Here is a 24,317-nt window from a genome sequence, read left to right as displayed (position 1 = left end):
ATTTGCAGATATGGCAGTTAATTTAGTTTTGGGGTTAATCCAAGTTCTTTTATCATGCATATAACGTCGTTGAGGTTCCCGGTTTTTGGATTCCCTACTCCTTTAATGTTCATCGGGTGGTTGTCAGGAATTACTGTGGCAATGTTACTTGCACCCCCTAAAAGTGCGAATTGGGCTAATTCTGGACCCATTGTGGGGGTTGGTGAGGTAATTCTGATATCTGGAAACAGGAGCCTTACAATAGCGATAGTTTTTGCCTGTTCAATTGCAGAACATTTCGGACAGGTTTCCATTGGTGTTTCTTTGTATGGATTAAAACCCATTATTGGAATTTCTTCAACATCCAGTTCTTTTAAAAAGAAGAGGTGTTCAACCCTATCTTCGTAAGTTTCCCCAATACCTATCAAAAGACCGGAAGATAGTTCTACCCCGTGTTTTTTAACCATTTTACAAACATTTATTCTATCTTCTAAATTTTCGCCTGGTTTTACACTTTTAAACACGGTTTTATTCGTAGTTTCAAGATTACAGCATATTGTATCTATGTTATATTTCTTAAGTTCTAAAATACATTCTTCAGTTAAGTCTGCTCCTGCATTTACTAAAACTTCTAAATTGGATACTGATTTAACTGCTTTTAGGGCCCTTATTACTTCTTTTCCATTATAGCCGTGTCCTGAGGAACAGCTGACTCTTTTAATTCCTGAATTTTCAATTGCAACCGAAGACGATTTTATCTGGTCGTCATCAGATCTAAATGGTTTTACATAACCTTCTGAACTTGTTCCTGCTGCAAAACCGCAATATTTGCATTTTGGGGTTACGGAACAGATATTAGTTATGTGAACTGTTGATGTGATTTCAATTTCGGTTTTAAAAACGTCTCTAACTTCAGAGGCTATTGAAAAAAGTTCTAAATAGTCTTTCCAGTTCTTAATATTAAATAATTCAATTGCATCCGATTTTGTAATTATGCCCTGTTTTACATCTATTTTTCCATCTTTGAGGTCCTTAAAATTGCCTCTTATTTTTGAAAATATCATTAAACCACCGGATTGTAAATTACGCTGAAAATTAAAAAAGAAATAGGTTTTAGTAATACTTAAGGTTTTATTGAACAGCCGCATTCGCATTTGTTTTCGTTTGCGTGTTTTTCAAGAACTTTTAATGATGCAGGAAGAATATCTGCTAAAGGACCAAAGCACATGCTGTCTGCAGTACCGGTTAATGCTTTAGGATTTAATTTGTCTTCCATGTTTTTAATGCCTTCGTTTCTCATTAAATCTAAAATCTGTGAGATTGCCTCATCAGCCATCATTTGAGCGAAGTCTGCAGGAGCACCTAAGATCTGGGTTACTGCGTCTCTGTAAGCTAAGATAGCAGCGTAAACTGGTGCAGTAACTGCTGAACCCATGTCACATACGGGGCTGATTAAGTTTGCAGGCATTTTGAATGCTTCTCCTCTTGCAGTTTTTGCCATACAGTAGAATTCTTCTACTTTTTCTGCATCAGCTAAACCTTCTGAAAGGAATGCTTGTCCTTTCATTTCAGGAACTGCTCCTGGGTGGTATGCAATAATGTTTAAGTCGTCTCTTCCTAAGTCTTTGAAGATTTTTGCGAATTTTGGTGTTGGAATTGTACAAGCGTGTGTTACAATTGCACCTTTTTTAATTTCGCCTGCGAATTTTTCAATTATTGCTGGCTGGCTGCCACCTTTTGGTAACCATGTAATTACAATGTCAGCATCTTTAACTGCTTCAACATCGCTTGCAGTTACTTTTAAACCTACTGTTTCAGGGTGTACGAAGTGGATACATCCTTTAGGTGGTTTAGGTGTTTCTTTAGCTTTAGCCTTTACAGCTTCTCTGATTTCAGGCATTACTTTTTCTGCATCTCCTGCTAAGTGTGCTTCCATAACTGCTTTGTAGTCGAACTGGTCGAGTACTACAATTCCTGGCTCTTCAGCAAAGCAAGGGTCTGAAACAACAACTTCTGTAATTTCTGGGATTAAGTGTAATAATTCTGCACCCATTGTGATTGTTGAGTGGGTCATTGCAATTTCTGGGATTCCTGCTTCTTTTGCAACTTGCGAAGCTCTTGAAAAGTTTGTAATTCCAGATGCCGCGTGTGTTCTGTAACATCCTGCACCTAATATTGCCACTTTCATATCTTACACCTCAGTATTTACTATAGATTAATCTAGGTAATATAAAAGCTATTAAGTGCTAATACCTATATAAATATTAGTCATTAGATTATTTAATCTAATGAGTTAAATATAAATATATTAATAAAATTTTTCATGTGTTTCACATTAACGTATTTGTTATTAATATTTTATACATACATAAAAATTATTTTTTTAGCAATAAATACTATGATGTACTATGCAAAATAAATATTGCTATTAAAAAATCAAATATCAATATAATAATTTTTGAAAAATTGAAAAATAAATTAAAAAAAGTATTTTTAGAGAAATGCAACTGCATTAATTGGAGATCCATCAATTTTTTCAATATTTAGCGGGAATCCAATGAATCTGAAAGTTTTGTTTTCCAAAATTTCAAGGTTTTTCATATTTTCAATTATTTTAATTTTTGAAGATAAAAGTTTTTCATGGATTGAAAAGTTTCCAATGGAGTAGCAGTCTATTCCAACAGCTTTTAAATTCATAGAAATTAGTTTTTCAACGTGGTTTTCAATGTCGCACTCTTTTTCAAAATATGTTGTATCTCCCCAGTATTTTGAAAAACCTGTGTTTATGAGCAGGATTTCTAAATTTTTAGGTGCATTTTTAAAAAAATCATTCATATTTTTAAATGAAATACAGTAGCCGTTTCCAAAAACATTTTCAAATTTTTCATTTGTAAGTCCAACATGCATCGGGTAATCAATGTGTGTTCCGGTATGAACGCCCATTTTTATTTCTGAAACCGAGTATTTGCCATTTTTTTTAGTTTTCACGCTAAATTCCGGGTCATTGGGATATACAAAATTCTTAATTTCATGAGACAAGTTTATTATTCTTTCTTCCACCATATTTTCTCCACATAGAAATTATTTATTTAATATTAGTTATAATTGGATACATTATAAATTTGGGCTTTGGTGATAATTTGAGGTACGACTTTCACACTCACACGGTATTTAGTGATGGAGAACTTATTCCTTCAGAACTCATACGAAGGGCGTCTGTATTGGAACATAGGGCAGTAGGGATAACGGATCATGCAGATGCAAGTAATTACAAGGAATTAATCGAAAAAAATACTTTAGCAAAACAAGAATTATCAAACTACATGGATGATATTGAGATTGTTGTGGGCGTTGAATTAACGCATATTCCCCCAAAATCAATTCCAAAAATGGCTAAAAAATGTAAAGATGGGGGTGCAGAAATTGTTGTAGTTCACGGGGAAACTCCAGTTGAGCCTGTGGCTGAAAAAACAAATTATTATGCATCAATTTCAGAAGATGTTGATATTTTAGCACACCCTGGACTAATTGATATTGAAACTGCACAAAATGCTCTTGAAAATAACATATTTTTTGAGATAACCTCCAGAAAAGGCCACTCACTTACAAACGGCCACGTGGTATCTGTTGCAAGGGAATTAAAAATTCCAATGGTGATAAATACTGATACACACGCTCCAAGTGATCTTATAACTTACGAATTTGCAAGAAAAGTGGGACTTGGTGCAGGAATGTCATTTAGAGAACTTGAAAATTCATTAAAAACAAATCCCTTAGAAATTTTAAAAAGGATATAATTTACCGGTGTTTTTATGAGCAATATTTCAGAAATTGTTGTTGAATTATTTAAAGAAGCCTCAATTTATCTTCCAGACGACGTTAAGTCTAAATTAAAACACGCTGAAGAAGTAGAGTGTGGTGCATGTAAGGATACGCTCCAAGCAATCGAATTAAACAATAAAATTGCGGAAACTAAACAAATCCCCCTCTGTCAGGATACGGGAGTTCCGGTTATTTTTTTAAAAATTGGAAAAGGAATATCAAGTGAAAAAATAATTGAAATAATTAAAGAGATTGAAAAAGGCGTAAAACGGGCAACCGCAGAAGTTCCATTGAGGCCAAACGTTGTAAACCCAATTACTCGGGAAAATTTAGGCACGAATACCGGAATGGGTGCACCTTTTATAAATTTTGAATTTAGCGAAAGTTTGAACAATGAAATCGAAATATCTGTGTTTCCAAAAGGGGCAGGAAGCGAAAACATGAGTGCTTTAAAGATGCTGACTCCTTCTGAAGGTTTAAAGGGAATAAAAAAATTTATCCTTGAAACAGTTGTAAATGCGGGCGGTAAACCGTGTCCTCCAATAGTATTGGGTATAGGAATAGGTGGAACTGCAGACATTTCATTGAAACTTGCTAAAAAAGCTCTTTTAAGAGATATTGGAAACAGAAATCCTGAAAAAACAATTGAAAATCTGGAAAAAGAGCTGTTGGATAGTATAAATCAGCTTGGAATTGGTGCAATGGGACTCGGCGGTAAGATAACTGCTTTAGATGTATTTATCGAGGTAAATGGATGCCATACTGCATCTCTTCCTGTTGGAATATGTATCCAGTGCTGGGCTGATAGAAAAGCGAAAAGAAAAATAAAATTATAAAAGTTTGTAAAAAATTATATCATTACAAAAAAATCTCTTTTTTTAAATAATCAACGATCTGATACAAAGGTTTTTTAAAAAGTGCAGCGATTTTATAAACAATTAACTCAAAGAAATTAAAAAAATCTTACCGGTAGATTACCAATGGATGAGCAGGATATTTTAAACGAATTACGAGAATACAGGAATCAGGATTTAAAATACGAAGAAGGCTACATTTTAGGCTCAATGTGCACAAAACCACACCCAATGGCACGAAAAATTTCAGAAATGTTTTTTGAAACAAATTTGGGAGATCCTGGATTATTTAAAGGTACTTCAAAGTTAGAAAAAGAAGTAGTTTCAATGATTGGCGGTATTTTGCACAATAATAATGTTTTTGGTTACATTATTTCAGGGGGAACTGAAGCAAACCTTACGGCAATGAGGGCATTTAAAAATATCTCAAAATCTAAGGGTAAACCTCAAAATATCATAATTCCTGAAACTGCACACTTTTCTTTTGACAAAGCAAAAGATATGATGGATTTAAATGTTGTACGGCCTCCTTTAACGAAATATTTTACAATGGATGTAAAATTTATTCGAGATTATATCGAAGATTCTAAAAACGAAGTATCTGGAATTGTAGGGATTGCAGGATGTACAGAACTTGGATCAATTGATAATATCTGCGAATTATCAAAAATCGCGGTTGAAAATGATATTTTGCTTCACGTGGATGCTGCATTTGGTGGTTTTGTAATTCCATTTTTAGACGATAAATACAAATTAGATGGATATAATTACGATTTTGATTTTTCACTAAACGGAGTTTCTTCTATTACGATAGACCCTCACAAGATGGGGCTTGCTCCAATTTCTGCCGGAGGAATTTTGTTTAGGGATAATACTTTTAAAAAATATCTGGATGTGGATGCTCCGTATTTAACTGAAAAACAGCAGGCAACGATAATTGGAACTCGTTCTGGCGTAGGTGTTGCGTCAACTTGGGGAATTATGAAATTACTTGGAATAGATGGATATGAAACCCTTGTAAACGAATCAATGGAAAAAACAACGCATTTAGTGAAAAAAGCGAGAGAATATGGGTTTGAAACTGCAATTGATCCGGTAATGAATATTGTTGCACTAAAAGATGAAAATAAACATGAAACATGTATGAAACTGCGAGAAGAGAACTGGTACGTTTCAGTTTGCAGGTGTGTAGATGCTTTAAGGATTGTTGTAATGCCGCATCTTGAAATTGAACATATCGACGGATTTTTAGAAAGCCTTTCAAATACAAAAAAATATTAAGAATTAAACTCTTAAATGCATTAAAAGTATTTTTGATGGTGGTTTAGTCATGAAAATTTATCTCGATGGAAATTTCGTAGAAAAAGAAAATGCGAAAGTATCCGTATATGACCACGGTTTGCTTTATGGTGACGGGGTTTTTGAAGGAATTAGGGCATATGATGGAGTAGTATTTAAATTAGAAGAACATATTGAACGTTTATATGATTCAGCAGATTCTATCGCTATGAAAATCCCTGCTTCAAAAGTAGAAATGGAAGAAATTGTTATCGAAACTTTAAAATCAAACAACTTAAAAGACGCATACATAAGACTTGTAGTTACAAGGGGAGTTGGGGATTTAGGACTTGATCCAAGAAAATGTCCAAAAGCAACGATTTTCTGTATTGCAGAGAATATGAAACCACTTCTTGGAGAAGATGGAATAAAGGTTATAACCTCATCAATAAGAAGACTACCTGTAGATGTTTTAAATCCTGCTGTAAAATCTTTAAATTATTTAAACAGTATTTTAGCAAAAATTCAGGCCAATTACGCAGGTGTAGACGAAGCTTTTTTACTCGACAGTGAAGGATACGTCGCAGAAGGAACTGGTGACAATGTATTTGTTATTAAAAATGGTAAAATAAAAACACCTCCTCTTTCATCAAGTGTTTTAAAAGGAATTACAAGAGACACTGTTGTAGATCTTGCAAAAGAAGCAGGTTATACAATTATAGAAGAAAAAATGACGTTACACGATTTATTTGTTGCAGATGAGATATTTATCACAGGAACTGCAGCAGAATTAATCCATGTTGTTGAAATCGATGGAAGAATAATTAACAACGGAAAATTAGGCCCTGTTACAAAAGAGTTAAGTGATAGATTCAAAGAAATAAGGTCAAAAACCGGTAAAAAATATATAGAATAATATTATTTTTTTAAATTATTTTAAAAACTATTTCTAAACTTTTTTCAAAGAAATAAAAAATAAAAAAGAGAATTATCTTTCAGCGTTTATTGGGTAGTTTGGAGCTTCGTTCGTGATTAAAACATCGTGAGGGTGGCTTTCTTTCTGTCCACTTTGGGTAATAATTACAAATCTTGCCTTTTCATGCATTTCAGAAAGGTTCTGTGCACCACAGTATCCCATGGATGATCTTAAACCACCAATTAACTGGTATACAATATCGCTTGTAGGCCCCTTATATGGAACAGCACCTTCGATTCCTTCAGGAACGAGTTTTGAGTGTTTCATGTGTCCACTCTGGAAGTATCTGTCTGCAACGTTTCCGGAACTTCCACACATTGCACCAAGGGAACCCATTCCTCTATATTGTTTGTATTTTCTTCCGTTAATGGTCATTAATGATCCTGGAGCTTCTTCTGTACCTGCTAAAAGACTTCCAACCATTACAGCATTTGCACCAGCTGCAATTGCTTTTGCAATGTCACCGCTGTATTTTATACCGCCGTCTGCGATTACTGGAACACCGTACTTTTTAGCAACTTCAGCAACTTCAGCAACTGCAGTTAACTGGGGAACTCCAACTCCTGCAACAACTCTTGTTGTACATATGGAACCAGGTCCAATTCCAACTTTAAGTGCATCTGCACCCGCTTTAATTAAATCTTCTGCAGCTTCGCCTGTTGCAATGTTTCCAACGAATAATTTTGTTTTGGTTCCTTTTAATATTTCTTTTAATTTTTTGACGTTTTCTACAACCTGCATGTTGTGCGCGTGTGCACAATCAATTGCAACTGCATCAACACCCGCTAAAACTAATGCTTCAGCTCTTTCAAAGTCGCTTGGACCGCAAGCTGCTGCAACAACGAGTTTTCCATCACTATCTCTTGCTGCGTCAGGGTATTTTTTTCTTTTTAAGATATCTCTTAATGTAACCATTCCGAGAAGTTCTTTCGTGTTTTTATCCAAAATAGGAAGTCTTTCGATTTTGTTTTCGTAAAGTCTGTTTAAAATTTCTTCATATGGTGTATCTTCATGTACGTGAAGTACTTCTTTGGTCATAACTGTTTCTACAGCCACGTTTTTATCTGGAACGAATTTTAAGTCTCTTGTGGTGAGAATCCCGACAAGAGTCTTGTTTTCAGAAACTACTGGAAGACCGCTCACGTTGTATTCGTACATTATCCTTTCAGCATCTAAAACACTGCTGGAAGGTTCAACTGTTACGACATCTCTAATTACTAGATTTTCTGCCATTTTAACAGCCTTAACGTGTTTCAACTGTTCTTCAACAGTCATGTTTCTGTGGATTACTGCAATTCCCCCTCTTCTTGCAAGAGCAATTGCTAAATCTTTTTCAGAAACTGTGTCCATTGCCGCAGATATAATCGGGATATTAAGCTTTAAACCTGCAATATCGACCGAAACATCCGTAGTTTTTGGATCAACAAAGGATTTGTTTGGAACTAATAATACATCGTCAAAAGTGTAGGCTCTTTGAGCACTAACTATTTTATCTAAAAACAAAATAACCACCATTACCTTTTTTTGTATATTATTTTAATTAATATATAAATCTGGTGGTAACGTGGATGAAATCAGTATGGCTTCAAAAGAGCTTGCCAAGGGGGCAAAAATGCTTGGAAAACACTGCAGTTCTTGCGGGTTTCCAATGTTCGAAAAAGACGGTTTGGAATACTGCCCAAACTGCAGTACTTCTGAAATTGAATTAAAAGGCGATTCAAAAGAATCAGAAAAACAATTAAAAAAAATAAATGAAAACAATATCTCAAAAAATGATGATAAATTAAGGACAATAAATAGAAAAATCGAATATTTATTTTCTAAATTGGATTCTGAAGAAGAAATTGGCAGAATTCACGAAATAACTTCATCAATTAAAACACTTATAAAAATAAAAAAATATCTGTAAATTTGGAAAGAAAAAACGCTTTCCCAAAAAAATAGGTCTTATCCAAGATGCACAATATTTACAATGGTTTGGTATCAATTGGTGGCATATAGCTAATAATTAGATTCCCCAATTTCCATATATTGGTATTAGTATTTATGATTTATGTTATTAGATTTTCTAAACCAAAAGTTTGAAGTTTCGCTTTATTAATTTCAAAGTTCCCTGATTAATGATACATTTATATTTTATAATTTGATAGTGGTATTCAATCAAGATAACAAGTGAGAATATGATTCAAAAATGCAGAGTATGCGGAAAAGAATACGATGTTGATGCCATAATTTACAACTGCGAATGTGGCGGATTACTCGAAATTAAATACGATTTTGAAAGTATAAAAGAAAAAGTTTCAAAAGAATCCTTAAGGGAAAGAGAACTTGGCGTATGGAGATATTTAGACTATCTGCCTGTTAAAGATCCTGCAAAAATTGTGAGCCTTCACGAAGGGGGAACTCCACTTTACAAATGTGAAAATCTCGCAAAAAAATTAGGAATGAAAGAGTTATATGTTAAAAACGAAGGTGCAAACCCAACAGGAAGTTTCAAAGATAGAGGAATGACTGTAGGGGTTACAAGAGCAAACGAACTTGGTGTTGAAGTAGTAGGCTGTGCTTCAACCGGAAACACATCTGCATCACTTGCAGCATACTCTGCAAGAGCAGGTAAAAAATGTATTGTTCTTCTTCCTGGAGGAAAAGTAGCTCTTGGAAAACTTGCTCAGGCAATGTTTTACGGTGCAAAAGTTATCCAGATCAACGGAAACTTTGATGAAGCTCTTGTAATGGTTAAGAACCTTGCATTAGAAAACAAACTCTATTTATTAAACTCTGTAAACCCATTCAGACTTGAAGGTCAGAAAACAATTGGTTTTGAAATCTGCGACCAGTTAGACTTTGAAGTTCCAGACATGGTTATTTTACCGGTTGGAAACGCTGGAAACATCAGCGCAATCTGGAAAGGATTTAAAGAATTTAAAGAAACAGAAATGATTGACAGATTACCAAAAATGACTGGAATCCAAGCAGAAGGTGCACAGCCAATTGTAAAAGCGATAAAAGAAGGACTCGACGAAATAGTTCCTGACGAAAATCCTGAAACAATCGCAACTGCAATCAGAATTGGAAACCCTGTAAACGCTGCAAAAGCACTTGATGCAATCAAATCTTCAGGCGGACTTGCAGAAAGCGTAAACGATGAAGAAATTATCGAAGCTCAAAAACTTCTCGCACAAACAGAAGGAATTTTCGTAGAACCTGCTTCAGCTTCATCAATTGCAGGTCTTATTAAATTAATAAACATGGGATTAATTGACAAAAATCAAAAAATCGTATGTATCACAACAGGTAATGGATTAAAAGATCCAGACGCTGCAATCAAAGCAAGTACAATGCCTACTGAAATTGAATGCGACATGGACGTACTCAGAAAAGCAATAGACGAATAATTAAATCTGGTGGAATTATGAAAAAGACTGTCGAAGGCAAAGCATGGGTTTTTGGAGATAACATCGATACTGATGCAATATTACCTGCAAGATACCTTGTATACACTACCGAAGAACAGCTTGCAAAATATGCAATGACTGGAACCGACCCAGAATTCCCTGAAAAAGCTACTGTTGGCGACATTATCGTTGGCGGTAAGAATTTCGGTTGCGGAAGTTCAAGAGAACACGCTCCAATTGGTTTGAAAGGTTTAGGTATTTCAATGGTTATTGCAGAGAGTTTTGCAAGAATTTTTTATAGAAATTCCATCAATATCGGATTTCCATTGTTAGAATGTAAAGACATTTCAAAACACGTAAAAGAAGGCGACGTTTTGAGAGTTGACCTTGATAAAGGTACAGTTAAAAATGTTACAACTGGCGTCGAACTAACTGGCCAAAATCTTCCAGACTTCATGATGGAAATCTTAAACAATGGCGGATTAATGCCACATTTGAAGAAAAAGATTTCAAAAGCTTAAATTTTTTTATTTAGTTTTTATTTTATTATTTTTTACATTATTTTTCGGTGATTTTTATGTCAGATCCAAAAAATGTAGTTTTTAAGGAAAGTGAGGATTTAAACGGTGTTTTTATCGAGGGGCCTGATTTTGATGAAACTATCGATTTAAAAGACGTTTTAACAGATTATTATGAAAAAATAGGTTTTCAGGCAACACACCTTGGAAAAGCCGTTAAAATTTGGAAACAAATCGAAGAAGTTAGAAAAAACGAAGAAGTAGTTGTTTTCATGGGCTATACTTCAAACATGGTTTCATCAGGTCTTAGGGAAATTATATCCTACCTTGTAAAACACAAAAAAGTCGATGTACTGGTTACTACTGCAGGCGGAATCGAAGAAGATTTTATAAAATGTATAAAACCGTTTGTTCTTGGAGAATGGGACATGGCAGGATCAGATCTTCGAGAAAAAGGAATAAACAGGATTGGAAATGTATATGTTCCAAATGACAGGTACATCGAATTTGAGACTTACATGACTAAATTTTTTGAAACGCTTTTGAAAAAACAGCAGGATGAAAATAAAATAATAAGTGCAAGCGAGTTTTGTTTTGAACTTGGAAGATTTATGGATGAAAATTTAGGTGCAGAAAAAGAAAAATCCATTATTTACTGGGCTTATGTAAATAAAATACCCATATTCTGCCCCGCAATTACTGATGGTTCAATTGGAGATATGCTCTACTTCTTTAAAAAGAATGAAAAAGGAACCGATTTAAAAATAGATGTTGCAAGCGATATTGTAAAACTAAATGACATGGCAATTGATGCAAATAAAACAGCATGCATTGTTTTGGGTGGATCTCTTCCAAAACACAGCATAATAAATGCAAATCTCTTCAGGGAAGGAACAGATTATGCGATATACATTACAACAGCAGTTCCATGGGATGGGTCATTAAGCGGTGCCCCTCCAGAAGAAGGTGTTTCATGGGGTAAAATTCAAGAAAAAGCAGATTTCGTCGAGATCTGGGCTGACGCAACGATCGTATTTCCTATGCTCGTTTATGGGGTATTTAAATAACAATCATAAAATACTATTTTTAAATTTTTTAAAATTTTTTGAAAAAAGCTCTTTTAAAGGATATAAAGAAAAGATATTTCTTGATATCTCTCTATTGTTGGGACAAATATTTTGGGTGATCTTTAAAAGTGGAATATGAATGTCACTTTCTAAGATGTGCAACTATCGCACATTACACTATGTAACTCTCGTAATATATATAAATTACTATATCAACTGAGGTAACCCGTATATAAAGGACTATTTTACAGAATATCAAAAATTAATATTTATCGATATGAGTATTATTTAACAGGTTTTAAAGAATATTTTTCGTTTTTAGGGGTTTTAAGTACAAGATTGATAATTTAAGAAACTTTTTAACGAGTAATAAATATATATTAATAATTTTTAATTACATAAAATCGATAAGTAATTATATGTAGTAACTATATATGTGTGGGTGTGGCCCCACAAGACCACAATATTCACAATGGAACATTCAAATTTTTGAGACTAGATCTTCATTTTCTCAAAAAATATATTCAAACTCATTTTTAACTTTGAATTTGTGACTTAACGGCTTTTAAATTTTTAATTTGGCCCGTATTTCCCATTTCAGGTTAAAAATAAGTATAAAATTAAAAGGTGGAATAATGACCGAATTTAAGGTTGTTCATACCATATGCCCCTACTGTGGAACGGGTTGCGGTATTGACCTCGTAGTTAAGGACGGTAAAGTAGTAGATTCCCACCCTTTCAAAAGACACCCTGTAAACGAGGGTAAAGTCTGTATAAAAGGTAATTACTGCTATGAGTTTGTTCATAGCGAAGACAGGCTGACAAAACCCCTCATAAAAAAGAACGGGGAGTTTATTGAAGCTACATGGGATGAAGCATTAGATCTTATCGCAGGAAAATTAAAACAATATTCTCCTGATGAAGTAGCATTCTTTTCATGTGCGAGAGGCACAAATGAAGAGAGCTATGCTTTGCAGAAATTTGCAAGAACTGTACTCAAAACGAACAACGTAGATCACTGTGCGAGGATATGACACGCTCCAACAGTTGTAGGTCTCGGAGAATGTTTTGGTTCAGGTGCAATGACCAATTCAATCACTGATTTAGCACAAGCAGATGTATTGCTTATCTACGGTTCCAATACTTTTGAAGCTCACCCTTTAATAGCAAGAAGTATTGTAAATGCCAAAGAAAATGGTACTAAAATAATTGCAATCGATCCAAGAACAACACACACTGCAAAAATGGCAGATTTACATTTAAAGCTTATTCCTGGATCAAATATCGATTTGATAAATACTATTACGAATATCATCATCCAAGAAGGAATGGCTGATGAAGAATTTATTAAAAACAGAACCGAAGGTTACGATGAACTAAAAGATGTAGTTTCAAAGTATACTCTCGAAAAAACAGCAGAACTTTCAGGAATACCTGCAGAAACAATTCTCGAAGCAGCAAGAATGTACGGAAGTGCAGAAAACGCGTCTATAATGTATTGTTTAGGTGTTACTGAATATACATTTGGTGTGGATAACGTTAAATCATGCTGTAACCTTGCAATGGTTACAGGAAACCTTGGAAGGCCCGGAACTGGTGTAAACCCATTAAGAGGTCAGAATAACGTTCAAGGTGCATGTGACATGGGTGCACTTCCAAACGTATTCCCAGGATACCAGAAAGTTGGAGAAGCTTATGAAAGACTCGAAGACTTATGGGAAACAGCAGATTTAAACAGAGAAATTGGATTAACAAGTCCCGAAGTTTTACATGAAGCTGGAAAACAGATAAAATATCTCCACATTGTTGGGGAAGACCCAATGGTTGCTGATGCAGATATAAACCACGTTGAAAAAGCTTTGAAAAGTTTAGATCTCTTTGTAGTTCAAGATATCTTCTTAACTGAAACTGCAAAACTTGCAGATGTTGTACTTCCTGCAGCTTGCTGGGCTGAAAAAGACGGAACATTCACAAATTCTGAAAGAAGAGTACAAAGAATCAGAAAAGCAGTTGACGCACCTGGGGAAGCACTTCCAGACTGGCTTATTGTTCGAAAACTTGCTGAAAAAATGGGTGCTGGCGAAAAACTCAAGTTCGAAAGTGCATCAGAAATATTCGATGAAATGGCAAAAGTTATTCCACAATATGCAGGAATGTCTTTTGAAAGACTCGGCATTGATGGACTTCAGTGGCCATGTAAAACTCCAGAAGACCCTGGAACTCCAATACTCCACAAAGAAAAATTCTTAAGGCCAAACGGACTCGGTAAATTTACTCCAGTTGAACATAAAGATGCTGATGAGCTTATTGATGAAGAATACCCACTCATACTTACTACTGGAAGAATAATCTTTCACTACAACTCTGGAACAATGACCAGAAGGTGTGAGAGTATTACAAATGAGATTGATGAAAACTTCATTGAAATAAATACTGAAGATGCCAAAGAATTGGGAATAAAGCCTGGAGAAAAAGTTAGAGTTTCCTCAAGAAGGGGAACTGTAAATGCAAATGCCCGAGTAACTGAAAACGTCATAAAAGGAGTAGTTTACATGTCATTCCACTTTTTAGAGGAAGCAACAAACAAACTAACAAATTCCGCGTATGACCCAGTATCAAAAACCGCAGAACTAAAAATATGTGCCGTTAAAGTTGAAAAAATTTAATAATTATTTTTGAGGTGATTTAAATGAGCTATTATTTAGTTCAGTCAACGGACGAAGATATTTTAAAGCATGCGGAATGTGGTGGGGCAGTTACTGCATTTTTCAAGTACCTTCTTGATAAAAAACTGGTTGATGGAGTTTTAGCACTTAAAAAAGGAGAAGACGTTTATGACGGACTTCCTTATTTGGTTAACGACTCAAAAGAACTGGTAGAAACTTGCGGTTCACTTCACTGCGCTCCAACAATGTTTGGAAACATGATAAGCAAGCACTTGAAAGACATGAATCTTGCAGTATCTGTAAAGCCATGTGATGCAATGGCGATAGTAGAGCTTGAAAAAAGACATCAAATTGATAAAGATAAATTATATACAATTGGATTGAATTGTGGTGGAACAGTTCCCCCACAAACAGCAAAAAAGATGATTGAACTCTTTTACGATGTAGATCCAGAAGATGTAATCAAAGAAGAAATCGATAAAGGAAAATTCATAATTGAATTAAAAGATGGAAGTGAAAAATCCGTCAAAATCGATGAACTCGAAGAAGAAGGATACGGAAGAAGAACAAACTGTCAAAGATGCGAATTAAAAGTTCCAAGAAATTCAGATCTTGCCTGCGGAAATTGGGGTACTGAAAAAGGATGGACTTTTGTAGAAGTTGGTTCCGAAAAAGGAGAAGAATTACTTAAAAACGCACAAAAAGAAGGCTACATAAATGTTAAAGCACCTTCTGAAAAAGCGCTTGAAATCAGGGGAAAAATCGAGAAATCAATGATTAATCTCGGTAAAAAATTCCAAAAAGAACAATTGGACGAAAAATATCCTTCACCTGAAAAATGGGATGAATACTGGAGCAGATGCATAAAATGCTACGGTTGTAGGGATGTATGTCCAATATGTTTCTGTAAAGAATGTGCTTTAGGTGAAGACTATCTTGATAAAGGAACAATACCTCCTGATCCAATAATGTTCCAGGGAATCAGGCTTTCACACATGAGTTTCAGCTGTATAAACTGTGGACAGTGCGAAGACGTATGTCCTGTAGAAATTCCACTAGCAAAAATATATCACAGAGCGCAACTGAAAATCAGGGAAACTACTGGATTTGTGCCAGGAATTGACGACAGTATGCCGTTTTTATATAAATAATAATAGTTACAGGTAATGCCTAATTTCTTTTTTCTTTTTTTAAAATAACTTAATTAGAATTTAAAAGATAGCCAATAGCTTGACCAAATGAAATTCCGCCGTCCCCATTTGGAATTCTTTCGTGAATTAATGGTTTTAAAGATTCTTTTTTAATGTTTTCAACGATTCTTTCAGAAATTATTTTGTTATATGAAACTCCACCAGTAATTCCGATATATTCAATACTTTGTTTTTTCGCAGTTTCAATTGCAATTTTTGATAACCCGTCTGCAATTGCAACATGGATGAAATATGCTATTTTTTCAATTTTTTCATTGTTATTTAGCATTTTTAAGGATTTAACAACCAATGAAGTGGTATCTAGTATGTTATTTTCAATTTTAATGGACTCTTCCACCAATTTTTCAATTTCTGATATTTCTCCAGTGTATTCATTTGCAAGCGCTTCAAGCCTTATCGATGGTTCACCATCGTATGTTCTTTCAAAACAAAGTGAAACCAGTGCAGAAATGGAGTCTAACACTCTTCCAGTTGATGTAGTTTTTGAAACATTGATATTTTTTTCAAGCTGGAACAATATTAATTTCAGTTCTTTCTCTGAAAAGTAATTATATTTCTTAATAATTTCAGAAACATTTAAATTAGCTTTATTTAGTATCGACGCAAGCATTCTTAAGGGGTATTTTGATGCAAGGTCTGCTCCTGGCTGAATTTGTTCTTCAAGGTGTCCGGCTCTTTCAATTTTTCCATTTTTAAATAAAAATACTTCTCCACCCCAGATATTTCCGTCATTTCCGTATCCAAGGCCGTCGATTGCAATTGTGACGTTATTTTCAAAAATATCCGAATCACCCATCAATGAATAGCAGTGGCTTTCATGGTGTTGCACCTGAGTTACAGGAATTTGGTACTTTTCTCCAAGTTCATTTGCAAAAAGTGTTGAATTAAACGAAGGATGCAAATCACAAACTACTGCATCAATTTTGTTTGTATTGGTGATTTTTATCAAATTTTCTACAGCGTCTTTTAAATAATTAAAAGTCTCGTATTTTCCCGTGTTTCCAATATATTGTGTTAAATAAAACTTGTTATTTTTAACTAAACACGCAACAGAGTTTAATTCAGGGCCAAGTGCAAGAATGTTTTTTGAACTTTTTTTAATTTTTTCATAATTTACTTCAACAGGTTCTGGAGCAAAACCTCTAGAACGCCTTAAAAGTTCCATTTTTCCATTTATTTCTTTTAAAACGCTGTCGTCACACCTATTTACAATCTTTCGGTTGTGTAGTAAAAAATAATCTGCAATATTTTCCAATTTTTCCAAAATCTGATCGTTGTCTATTGACATTGGAAGCCCAGGCAAGTTTGCAGAGGTCATTATATATGCAATTTGATCAGTATTTTCAAAAAGAAGGTAGTGTAGGCCCGAATAAGGAAGCATTACTCCAATCGTGTTCAGGTTTGAAACGTGTTTTGAAAAATATTTTTCATAAGATTCATTTTTTTTCAAGGCAACAATTGGTTTTTTTGCAGATTTAATTGTATTTAATTCGTTTTTATCGATTTTTGAAAATAAATCAAGATATTCCTCCCGACTCATAACTGCAAAAGCTTGAGTTGGCCTATTAAGTCTTTTTCGAAGTTCTAAAACTGATTTATCAGAATTAATTGAACAAACAAGGTGAGTTCCACCAATTCCTTTAATTGCTAGAATTTTTCCATTTTCAAGGAATTTAACTGCATCGCATATGTCATTACTTATTATTTTTCCAGAAGTGTCAGTTATAAAAAGTTCAGGACCGCAAATATCACAGCAGGTAGCTTGAGCGTGGAATCTTCTATCTTCTGGATTTTTATATTCTTCAATACAGCTTTTGCACAATGGAAAATCATTCATCGACGTGTTTTCTCTATCATACGGCAATTTTTCAATGACCGTAAACCTTGGGCCGCAGTTTGTACATGCAGTGAATGCGTAATTTGATCGTCTGTCCTTTTTATCCATTATTTCTTTTAAACATTCATCACATATCGATATATCTGGAGGAATCGTTCCTTCTTCCTCGATTTCGGAAGTATCACTTAATTTTATTGTAAAATCGTTGTAAATTTCGTTTAAATTTTCATTTTCATCTATATCTTCAATTGAAATGTTATCGATTTTTGATAGTGGCGGTTTTTCGAGTTTCAAATCTGATAAAAAAGCGTCAATATTATTTAATTTCCCAGAAACAACTATTTCAACGTAATTTCCCATATTTTTGACGTAGCCGTTCAGGTCATTTTTTTTAGCAATTCGGTATACAAATGGTCTAAAACCAACGCCCTGAACGATGCCTTTGACATCTATTCGTTTTGCAGTCATTGAAACTTCACCAAAAAAATTGATAATTAAAAAAAAGAAATATTTTATTTTTTATTTAAGAATCGTCTGTAAAGACATTTAGGGTATGAAGAGCATCCTAAAAATTCTCCTTTTTTAGTTTTGATAAGTCTTAACTTTTCTCCACACCAAGGACAGGTATTCTCATCACTATGTTTTTTTAACTCTTCAGCAAGTGAATATCCTGAAGTACAGAGTCTCTCACCATTGTATCTAACAACACTGTTTACTGTGTCAACGTAGATAAGGTAGTTTTCGAAAACTTCCGTATTTTCAAGATCAATTGTTAAATCACATTCCTCTTCAATGAACCCTTTAGTTAATTCCATCTGGGTTTTCAAAGGAAGTAACCAGTAGCCTTGGCCTGAATAATTGAATAATTTACCTTTGTATTTTAATCTGCCGATTAACCAGTTGTAATCTCTATCAGCAATGTACTGTGCACTTTCTTCAACGGATTCAAAGACATTTCTATCTTTCATTCTTTCTAAAACTTCGATAGTATGTGTATCTCCTCTTCTGTACTCTTCAAGGAGCATACTTTTGAAAGTGTTTATAAATTCAGTTTTTCCTATTTTTATTCCAAGTAATAGGCCGTTAAATCCATTTGCAACAACGTATTTTTCTTTTTCAACAATTGTATCTTTACAGAATCTGAAGTAAACTCTGGCATTTATGTATTTGTTGCCATTTTCTGAAGTTCCTTTTTTTAAAACGAAGTTTGTTCTGTAATTTTCAGTAAGCCCGTAGTAAAATACAGGTTTTTTACCATTCTTAAGTCCTACAATTGTAATAAGATTTTCAGGAACCATCCAGTTCTGATTCCACGTTTTTCTACCCATTTCTGTCACATTAAAGTGAATGTTACTTGTAAGGGTCTCAAATAATTCGTTTGACATATTTTCACCGAATAAGTTATGTGTTAATTTTAAATAAACGGTTTTGGAAGTATTTCATTTTCGCATTCTACGACCATAACGTATGGAATGCTCTTTTTTAAGAAGTAAGATACATTTTCACCGATTTCATCGCTATTTTGAATGTAAACATTTTCAATTCCGTATGCATCCGCAATTTTATTGAAATCGGGCGTATTGATTTTGCCAAACATGTTTAAATGATTGTTTTTCATCACTACAATAAGTATTTTTAAGTTGTTTTCAGCGACAGTCCCAAGTTCTTGGATATTCATCTGAAAACCGCCGTCTCCGCTGATGGAAACGACTTCTCGGTTTATATTGTAATCATTGCATCCAAATTTAACACCAATTGAAGCGGGAAGTCCAAAGCCCATGGTGCCCATTGAATGAGAAGAAATGATATTTCGCGGAGCCACACATTTTTTTAATAAAGAAACGAAAACAGTGTGATTTCCAGCATCCGTAGTTATTATTGTATCTTTAGGTAAGTTTTCCAATATTTCATGGATTTTAGTAGAATAGTCGCCGAATTTAAATTCGTTTCGGCTTAAATTTTGTCCGGACGGCTTAACGTGGCCGGAAGAAACGTTTTCATTAAATGTATTTACAATAGTCTTAATGTCGTTGGTACTATTGATACCTAAATTAAGGGGAATTACATTATATAAAATTTTATCCCTTATGCTTTCTGGAAGTGTATTGTACGAAAGACTCGCACCTATTGAAAATACCGCATCGCTTTTTAAAATGAGTTCATTCGATTTTAAACTTCCCCTTCTTCCAACCATGCCGTATGCATTTTCAAAATTCTCATCAATAACTCCTCTTGTAGGATATGTAGTTATTATTGGAATTTGAAGCTTTTTTAAAATTTCACCAATTTCAATCATTTCAGAATACTTTAAATTGCCGTATATTCCCTGACCGATAAGTAAAACTGGATTTTTAGCGTTTTTATGTTTTTTTATCGTTGAAATTGCAGTTTCAACAGATCCATTATTTTTGTTTGCTAAATCCAGTTTTGAATCAATAACTTCTTTATTGTAGATATCTGCAGGAATATTTAATGAAATTGGCTTTTTAATTTCATAAGAATCATTATATGAATTTATTAAATATTTGGACTCAGCATTTTCAACAAAATATCCTTTTTCAAAATTTAAAAAATCCATCGGAATTTCTTGAAAATAATTCTTTTCAATATAATTTGTAGAACACCTGCCCGTAAGTGCGAGAATTGAAGAAGAATCTTTAAAAGCAGTTGCAATTCCTGTAGTTAAATTTGTAGCACCGGGTCCCGCAGTTGCAAGGCAGATCCCAACTTCATTTGTAATTCTAAAGTATCCATCAGCTGCATGGGCTGAAGCCTGTTCGTGCTTTACATCGATACAGTTTATTTTCGAATTTTCATGAAGTGCCCTATAAATTGGAAGAATCTGCTCTCCAGGATATGCGAAAACAGATTTAACACCTTTATTTTCAAAAAAATCTATCATAAAATCCAAATATTTCATAAAATCCCCATTTTAAACTCAATGGATTATTTCTTCAAATTCAATATATTCTTTCTTCATTATTTGTTTTATAGTTTCCACGTATTTTTCAAAATTTCCCAATTTTTCCAGATTACTGAGTTCTCTTTCAAGTAATTCTCCAACATCGTCATCTTTTTGATTTTTAATCAGGAATACCACAGAACCTCTTAAAATACTTGGATTTTTCAGGATATCGTCTCTATCCCCATCAGTAATTCCAATTATTTTAACCCCGAATCTTGAGAGGATATCTCCGCAGATTGTTGTTGTATCGTCACCAACCGTTACAACAGCACATATTTTTTTGTTCCTTACCGTTTCTAAAACGTCTTCTCCAGCATGGTTTACAAATAAAACTTCTCCTAAATCTGAATTTAAGTTATATTTGGCAATTTTTTGGTTTTTTGAAGGGTGGCGCCTCAAAAGTCCAGTTTTCACAACAACTTTTTCAAGGTCGATATTTCCTAACTTTTCAACACCATGCCACTTGACAGTTCCGCCAATGATATCAACAATATTTCCATTTTCAGAAACTATTGTAACGTCGTTTTGGTTACTTCGTCCAATTATAATACCGTTTAACATGATGGACTCGTTAATATCCACCCCATTTATTTTTCTAAATGATTTAGTTCCTTCAACCCAGAAATTTAATCCCTTACTGATACACTCTTCAACGTTCAAATCGAGTTTATCTGAGATTTCAGTTACTATTTTTCCTAAAATTTCATTATCTTTTGTAGTATTCCACAAAATTATCGTTCCGTCAGTTTCTCCGGGCCTTTCAATCTGAATTACTGGTTTTTCAACACCTGATCTTTCAACAACAATTTTTCCGAAGGTGTGGCCAGTAATTTTTGATTTTCCGTAGTTTAAAAGAATTAATATATCATTATTTTCAAGTTTTTTAAGCGATTTTGATGGAACTAACTTTTCAGAAATGTCAATGATATCTTCAAGAGAACTGTCAATTACTGCAACTCTCCCGATAGTTCCCCCTAATTTTATCTGTAAATTGATATTTTCATCTAAATTTTTTAAAATAGCAAAGATTTTTTCTGCAAATCCTGAATCAATGATTTCAGGCCCGTGTACAACAATTCCGATTTTCAAATTATCACAAAAATAAAAAATATTAATTTATTCAACGAAATTTTTCAAAATTCCAATGTTTTCAATTTCAATTTCGACAATATCTCCTTTTTCAAGTTTTCCAACCCCCGGAGGAGTTCCTGTTGAAATAATGTCATCAGGGTAAAGTGTCATTATCGAAGAAACAAATTCAACAAGTTCTTCGACACTAAATATCATGTTATTGGTGTTTGAATCCTGTTTTATTTTTCCATTAACTCTCAACTGTATTTTTAAGTTATTTGCATCGATTCCAGACACTATTTTTGGACCCACTGGGCAAAAAGTATCAAAAGATTTAGCTCTTGTCCACTGCCCGTCTTTTTCCTGAAGGTCTCGTGCAGTAACATCGTTTAATATTGTAAATCCTTTTATGTAATTTTTAGCATCTTCTTTTTTTACAGATTTACACGTTTTTCCAATTACAATTGCAAGTTCAGCTTCGTAATCTACTCTTTCAGATGCTTTTGGTATTTTGACGGCTTCTTCGTTATAAATTATTGAAGAAGTAGGCTTTAAAAATATAACTGGCTCTTTTGGCAACTTCATTTTAAGTTCTTCTGCATGATTCTTGTAATTTAATCCTGCACATACTATTTTTGAAGGGTTTATTTCCAAAATTTCACCCGAAAATTATTCTAAAATGTTTACTTTTCCGTCAACAACTTCAATCTTTACAATAGTTTTTACTTTGTATCCGGTTTTTTCTTCAACGATGTTTTGCCCGTTTCCTCTATCGATTATACACAAAACATCTTTGATATCTGCGCCAGCTCTTTTCAAAGCGTTTATGATTGCAACAAGGGTTCCGCCTGTTGATATAACGTCATCAAGGATTACAACTTTATCCCCTTTATTTATACCGTTTAAGTAGAGTTCTCCTTTACTGTATCCAGTTTCTTGGTGAACTGGAATTTCTCCTTCAAGCAAGTACTCTCTTTTTCTCATTATAACATATGGAATATCTGTTGCAATGGATACGGCAGTTACAATTGGGATTCCCATGGCTTCCGCAGTTACTATTTTATCAACATCAGTATCTATCATCTTAATAACTCTCGTAGAAACATCTCTCAATAATTCTGGTTCAACAAGAGGAACTCCATCAGATATGGGGTGTATAAAATAGTGGTATTCTCCTCTTTTTACAATAGGGCATGTTTTCAACGATTCTTCTAATAATTTGCTCATATAATTCACCAATTTAAATTTAATTTATAATTTATTTTTTAGCAGTTTCTTTTTGTGTATCATAAATATTTTTAAATTCCGATAACATGACTTCAACAGAATATGCGGCTCTTGTTATACCCATACTTCTGGGATCAGAATCAGTTCCAACAACAAAGAATGTATCATCAATTTTCGGATAAACGAAAAACTGTCCAATGGAACAAGAAGCTTGTTCTGGAACCGTTTCTTGAACATAGAGCATGTCGACTTTGTCAGTATTTAAATTTAATTTACTTTCAATAGTTTTCAAAGCATCTTCTTTTTTTGAATTTACAAAAGAAAAGCCCATTAAATGTTTTCCTTTTGGGGCAAGACTTTCATCGTAGTTTGAAACAGTAGATGCCCAGCAAGGGTTATCTATCCAGATCTCTGAACCTAAATACGGGAAATAATTTTTTTCATCCCCGATCCAAACAGTTGTCGATTTTGTAAATTTGATGTTGCTTAATTTTTCTTTGTTTTTTTGAATTTTATTTATTTTGGCTACTTTTGGTAACGTAATTGCAGGTGCAGAATAAACGATAATATCTGACGTATATTCCCCTTCAGAAGTTTTTACGGTGTATTTTTTACCGTTTTTTGTTATTTTTTTAACTTCTTCGTTTTTTATTTGAGCAGTTGTAAGTGAATAAGTTATACAATTACAGATGGACTGAACTCCTCCGACAGGGTACCCTTGTGTTGAATATCTGTGCTCAGTCATGAATTTATTGATGTATTTTTTTGACCCGTTTTTTATGGAACTTATAAATCCGTCGTTTAAGATGTTAATAATCCTTTCAGTTCCAAATTTCTTTACAAGCGTTGATTTAAGTGGATTTATCTTCATATCCTTATATATAAATGGTAAAATGTCATCTTCTGGAATGTACCCTGCACCTGTAAAAAATCTCCAAAGAGGCGTATTTTCAAGGTCTTCTCCACTTAAAAAGTATGCAATCGTGTTGAAAAAATCTACAGATGTATTGCTAAGGCCCATTTCTTTTACAAAGTCATACACCGACGCATCTTTTGTAAAACCCATAGTCATTAAATCCATAATCTTTGAAGTAATCAAAACTTTATCTTTATTTGGAATTACAGGTGTGGTCATCCATTCGTGCATTGAAACAGGTATTCTATGCAATTTATCCGTTCTTATGTAGTAATCCCCGTAATTTCTGAAGTTTGGAAGGTATCTTGAATATTTATTTAAAAGTCGGATTAATGGTCCGTTATCAAGCATGGTAATTGCATGGACCCCAATGTCTACCGAATACCCATCAATTTTTTCACTTCTGCACAAACCTCCAACATAACTTTCTTTTTCAAATACTATTACATTATGTCCTTCTTTTTCAAGCGCAAGTGCTGAAAGAAGACCCGATGTTCCGCCACCAACTACGATTATATCCATGGTTTCACTCGCA

The 24,317-nt window shown here is 33.9% G+C and carries 21 protein-coding genes; 10 read left to right on the top strand and 11 right to left on the bottom strand.

The window, feature by feature from the left end:
• Window positions 1–17: 17 nt before the first annotated feature.
• The 3 genes from hmdB to MMJJ_RS04745 all read right to left on the bottom strand — a co-directional run bounded on the left by hmdB (window position 18) and on the right by MMJJ_RS04745 (window position 3,042).
• Entirely contained in the window at window positions 18–1,043 is a 1,026-nt protein-coding gene (hmdB, locus tag MMJJ_RS04755) for a 5,10-methenyltetrahydromethanopterin hydrogenase cofactor biosynthesis protein HmdB (RefSeq protein WP_104837904.1), read from the bottom strand.
• Window positions 1,044–1,102: 59 nt separating this feature from the next.
• A complete protein-coding gene (gene hmd / locus MMJJ_RS04750) occupies window positions 1,103–2,167 on the bottom strand; it encodes a 5,10-methenyltetrahydromethanopterin hydrogenase (RefSeq protein WP_104837903.1) in 1,065 nt (354 codons plus the stop codon).
• 305 nt (window positions 2,168–2,472) lie between these two features.
• Window positions 2,473–3,042 carry a cyclase family protein gene (locus MMJJ_RS04745; RefSeq protein WP_104837902.1) on the bottom strand — a complete coding sequence of 190 codons (570 nt, stop codon included), beginning with the start codon at window positions 3,040–3,042 and terminating at the stop codon, window positions 2,473–2,475.
• A gap of 77 nt (window positions 3,043–3,119) precedes the next feature.
• Here MMJJ_RS04745 and MMJJ_RS04740 point away from each other — a divergent pair, with 77 nt between their 5' ends.
• The 4 genes from MMJJ_RS04740 (at window position 3,120) to ilvE (ending at window position 6,849) form a co-directional block, all read left to right on the top strand.
• Entirely contained in the window at window positions 3,120–3,776 is a 657-nt protein-coding gene (locus MMJJ_RS04740; protein WP_104837901.1) for a histidinol phosphate phosphatase domain-containing protein, read from the top strand.
• 15 nt (window positions 3,777–3,791) lie between these two features.
• Window positions 3,792–4,637 (top strand): fumarate hydratase, encoded by an 846-nt coding sequence (locus MMJJ_RS04735; protein WP_104837900.1) that lies wholly within the window; start codon window positions 3,792–3,794, stop codon window positions 4,635–4,637.
• Window positions 4,638–4,781: 144 nt separating this feature from the next.
• A complete protein-coding gene (mfnA, locus tag MMJJ_RS04730) occupies window positions 4,782–5,936 on the top strand; it encodes a tyrosine decarboxylase MfnA (RefSeq protein WP_104837899.1) in 1,155 nt (384 codons plus the stop codon).
• A gap of 49 nt (window positions 5,937–5,985) precedes the next feature.
• Window positions 5,986–6,849 carry a branched-chain-amino-acid transaminase gene (gene ilvE, locus MMJJ_RS04725; RefSeq protein WP_104837898.1) on the top strand — a complete coding sequence of 288 codons (864 nt, stop codon included), beginning with the start codon at window positions 5,986–5,988 and terminating at the stop codon, window positions 6,847–6,849.
• Window positions 6,850–6,921: 72 nt separating this feature from the next.
• On the opposite strand, the gene guaB is transcribed toward ilvE, so the two are convergent.
• Window positions 6,922–8,424, bottom strand: coding sequence for an IMP dehydrogenase (guaB, locus tag MMJJ_RS04720; protein WP_011170077.1), 1,503 nt, complete (start codon window positions 8,422–8,424; stop codon window positions 6,922–6,924).
• Window positions 8,425–8,473: 49 nt separating this feature from the next.
• Between guaB and MMJJ_RS04715 the strand changes: the two genes are divergently transcribed.
• The 6 genes from MMJJ_RS04715 (at window position 8,474) to MMJJ_RS04690 (ending at window position 15,706) form a co-directional block, all read left to right on the top strand.
• Window positions 8,474–8,818 carry an Sjogren's syndrome/scleroderma autoantigen 1 family protein gene (locus MMJJ_RS04715; RefSeq protein ID WP_104837897.1) on the top strand — a complete coding sequence of 115 codons (345 nt, stop codon included), beginning with the start codon at window positions 8,474–8,476 and terminating at the stop codon, window positions 8,816–8,818.
• Between the two features lie 271 nt (window positions 8,819–9,089).
• Window positions 9,090–10,304, top strand: coding sequence for a threonine synthase (thrC, locus tag MMJJ_RS04710; protein ID WP_104837896.1), 1,215 nt, complete (start codon window positions 9,090–9,092; stop codon window positions 10,302–10,304).
• A 17-nt stretch (window positions 10,305–10,321) separates the two neighbouring features.
• On the top strand, window positions 10,322–10,825 hold the full coding sequence (locus MMJJ_RS04705) for a 3-isopropylmalate dehydratase small subunit (RefSeq protein ID WP_011170080.1): 504 nt from the start codon (window positions 10,322–10,324) through the stop codon (window positions 10,823–10,825).
• A gap of 56 nt (window positions 10,826–10,881) precedes the next feature.
• The gene (locus MMJJ_RS04700) at window positions 10,882–11,889 is read left to right on the top strand and encodes a deoxyhypusine synthase (protein ID WP_104837895.1); all 1,008 of its coding nucleotides are present in this window, start codon (window positions 10,882–10,884) and stop codon (window positions 11,887–11,889) included.
• 635 nt (window positions 11,890–12,524) lie between these two features.
• Window positions 12,525–14,555: a formate dehydrogenase subunit alpha gene (gene fdhF, locus MMJJ_RS04695; RefSeq protein ID WP_104837894.1), complete on the top strand. Its 2,031-nt coding sequence runs from the start codon at window positions 12,525–12,527 to the stop codon at window positions 14,553–14,555.
• Window positions 14,556–14,578: 23 nt separating this feature from the next.
• Window positions 14,579–15,706, top strand: a complete 1,128-nt coding sequence (locus tag MMJJ_RS04690) for a Coenzyme F420 hydrogenase/dehydrogenase, beta subunit C-terminal domain (protein ID WP_013998601.1) — start codon at window positions 14,579–14,581, stop codon at window positions 15,704–15,706.
• Window positions 15,707–15,755: 49 nt separating this feature from the next.
• Here the strand turns inward: MMJJ_RS04690 and hypF are convergent, their stop codons facing one another.
• The 7 genes from hypF to MMJJ_RS04655 are packed head-to-tail and all read right to left on the bottom strand — an operon-like array spanning window position 15,756 to window position 24,304.
• Window positions 15,756–18,071 carry a carbamoyltransferase HypF gene (gene hypF, locus MMJJ_RS04685; RefSeq protein ID WP_104837893.1) on the bottom strand — a complete coding sequence of 772 codons (2,316 nt, stop codon included), beginning with the start codon at window positions 18,069–18,071 and terminating at the stop codon, window positions 15,756–15,758.
• A 44-nt stretch (window positions 18,072–18,115) separates the two neighbouring features.
• Window positions 18,116–18,988, bottom strand: a complete 873-nt coding sequence (locus MMJJ_RS04680) for a topoisomerase DNA-binding C4 zinc finger domain-containing protein (RefSeq protein WP_104837892.1) — start codon at window positions 18,986–18,988, stop codon at window positions 18,116–18,118.
• A gap of 29 nt (window positions 18,989–19,017) precedes the next feature.
• On the bottom strand, window positions 19,018–20,523 hold the full coding sequence (locus MMJJ_RS04675) for a thiamine pyrophosphate-binding protein (RefSeq protein ID WP_104837891.1): 1,506 nt from the start codon (window positions 20,521–20,523) through the stop codon (window positions 19,018–19,020).
• Between the two features lie 18 nt (window positions 20,524–20,541).
• Window positions 20,542–21,657 carry a DUF2117 family protein gene (locus tag MMJJ_RS04670; protein ID WP_104837890.1) on the bottom strand — a complete coding sequence of 372 codons (1,116 nt, stop codon included), beginning with the start codon at window positions 21,655–21,657 and terminating at the stop codon, window positions 20,542–20,544.
• Between the two features lie 27 nt (window positions 21,658–21,684).
• Entirely contained in the window at window positions 21,685–22,293 is a 609-nt protein-coding gene (locus MMJJ_RS04665; RefSeq protein ID WP_104837889.1) for a fumarylacetoacetate hydrolase family protein, read from the bottom strand.
• Between the two features lie 15 nt (window positions 22,294–22,308).
• Window positions 22,309–22,866 carry a hypoxanthine/guanine phosphoribosyltransferase gene (hpt, locus tag MMJJ_RS04660; protein ID WP_104837888.1) on the bottom strand — a complete coding sequence of 186 codons (558 nt, stop codon included), beginning with the start codon at window positions 22,864–22,866 and terminating at the stop codon, window positions 22,309–22,311.
• A gap of 31 nt (window positions 22,867–22,897) precedes the next feature.
• On the bottom strand, window positions 22,898–24,304 hold the full coding sequence (locus MMJJ_RS04655; protein WP_104837887.1) for an FAD-dependent oxidoreductase: 1,407 nt from the start codon (window positions 24,302–24,304) through the stop codon (window positions 22,898–22,900).
• Between the last annotated feature and the right edge of the window lie 13 nt (window positions 24,305–24,317).

Origin of the sequence: Methanococcus maripaludis, from assembly GCF_002945325.1 — an archaeon.
Lineage (GTDB): Archaea > AGJL01 > Methanococci > Methanococcales > Methanococcaceae > Methanococcus > Methanococcus maripaludis.
The sequence above is the reverse complement of the archived record's forward strand: the minus strand, read 5'-3'. Positions and strand labels throughout refer to the sequence as shown.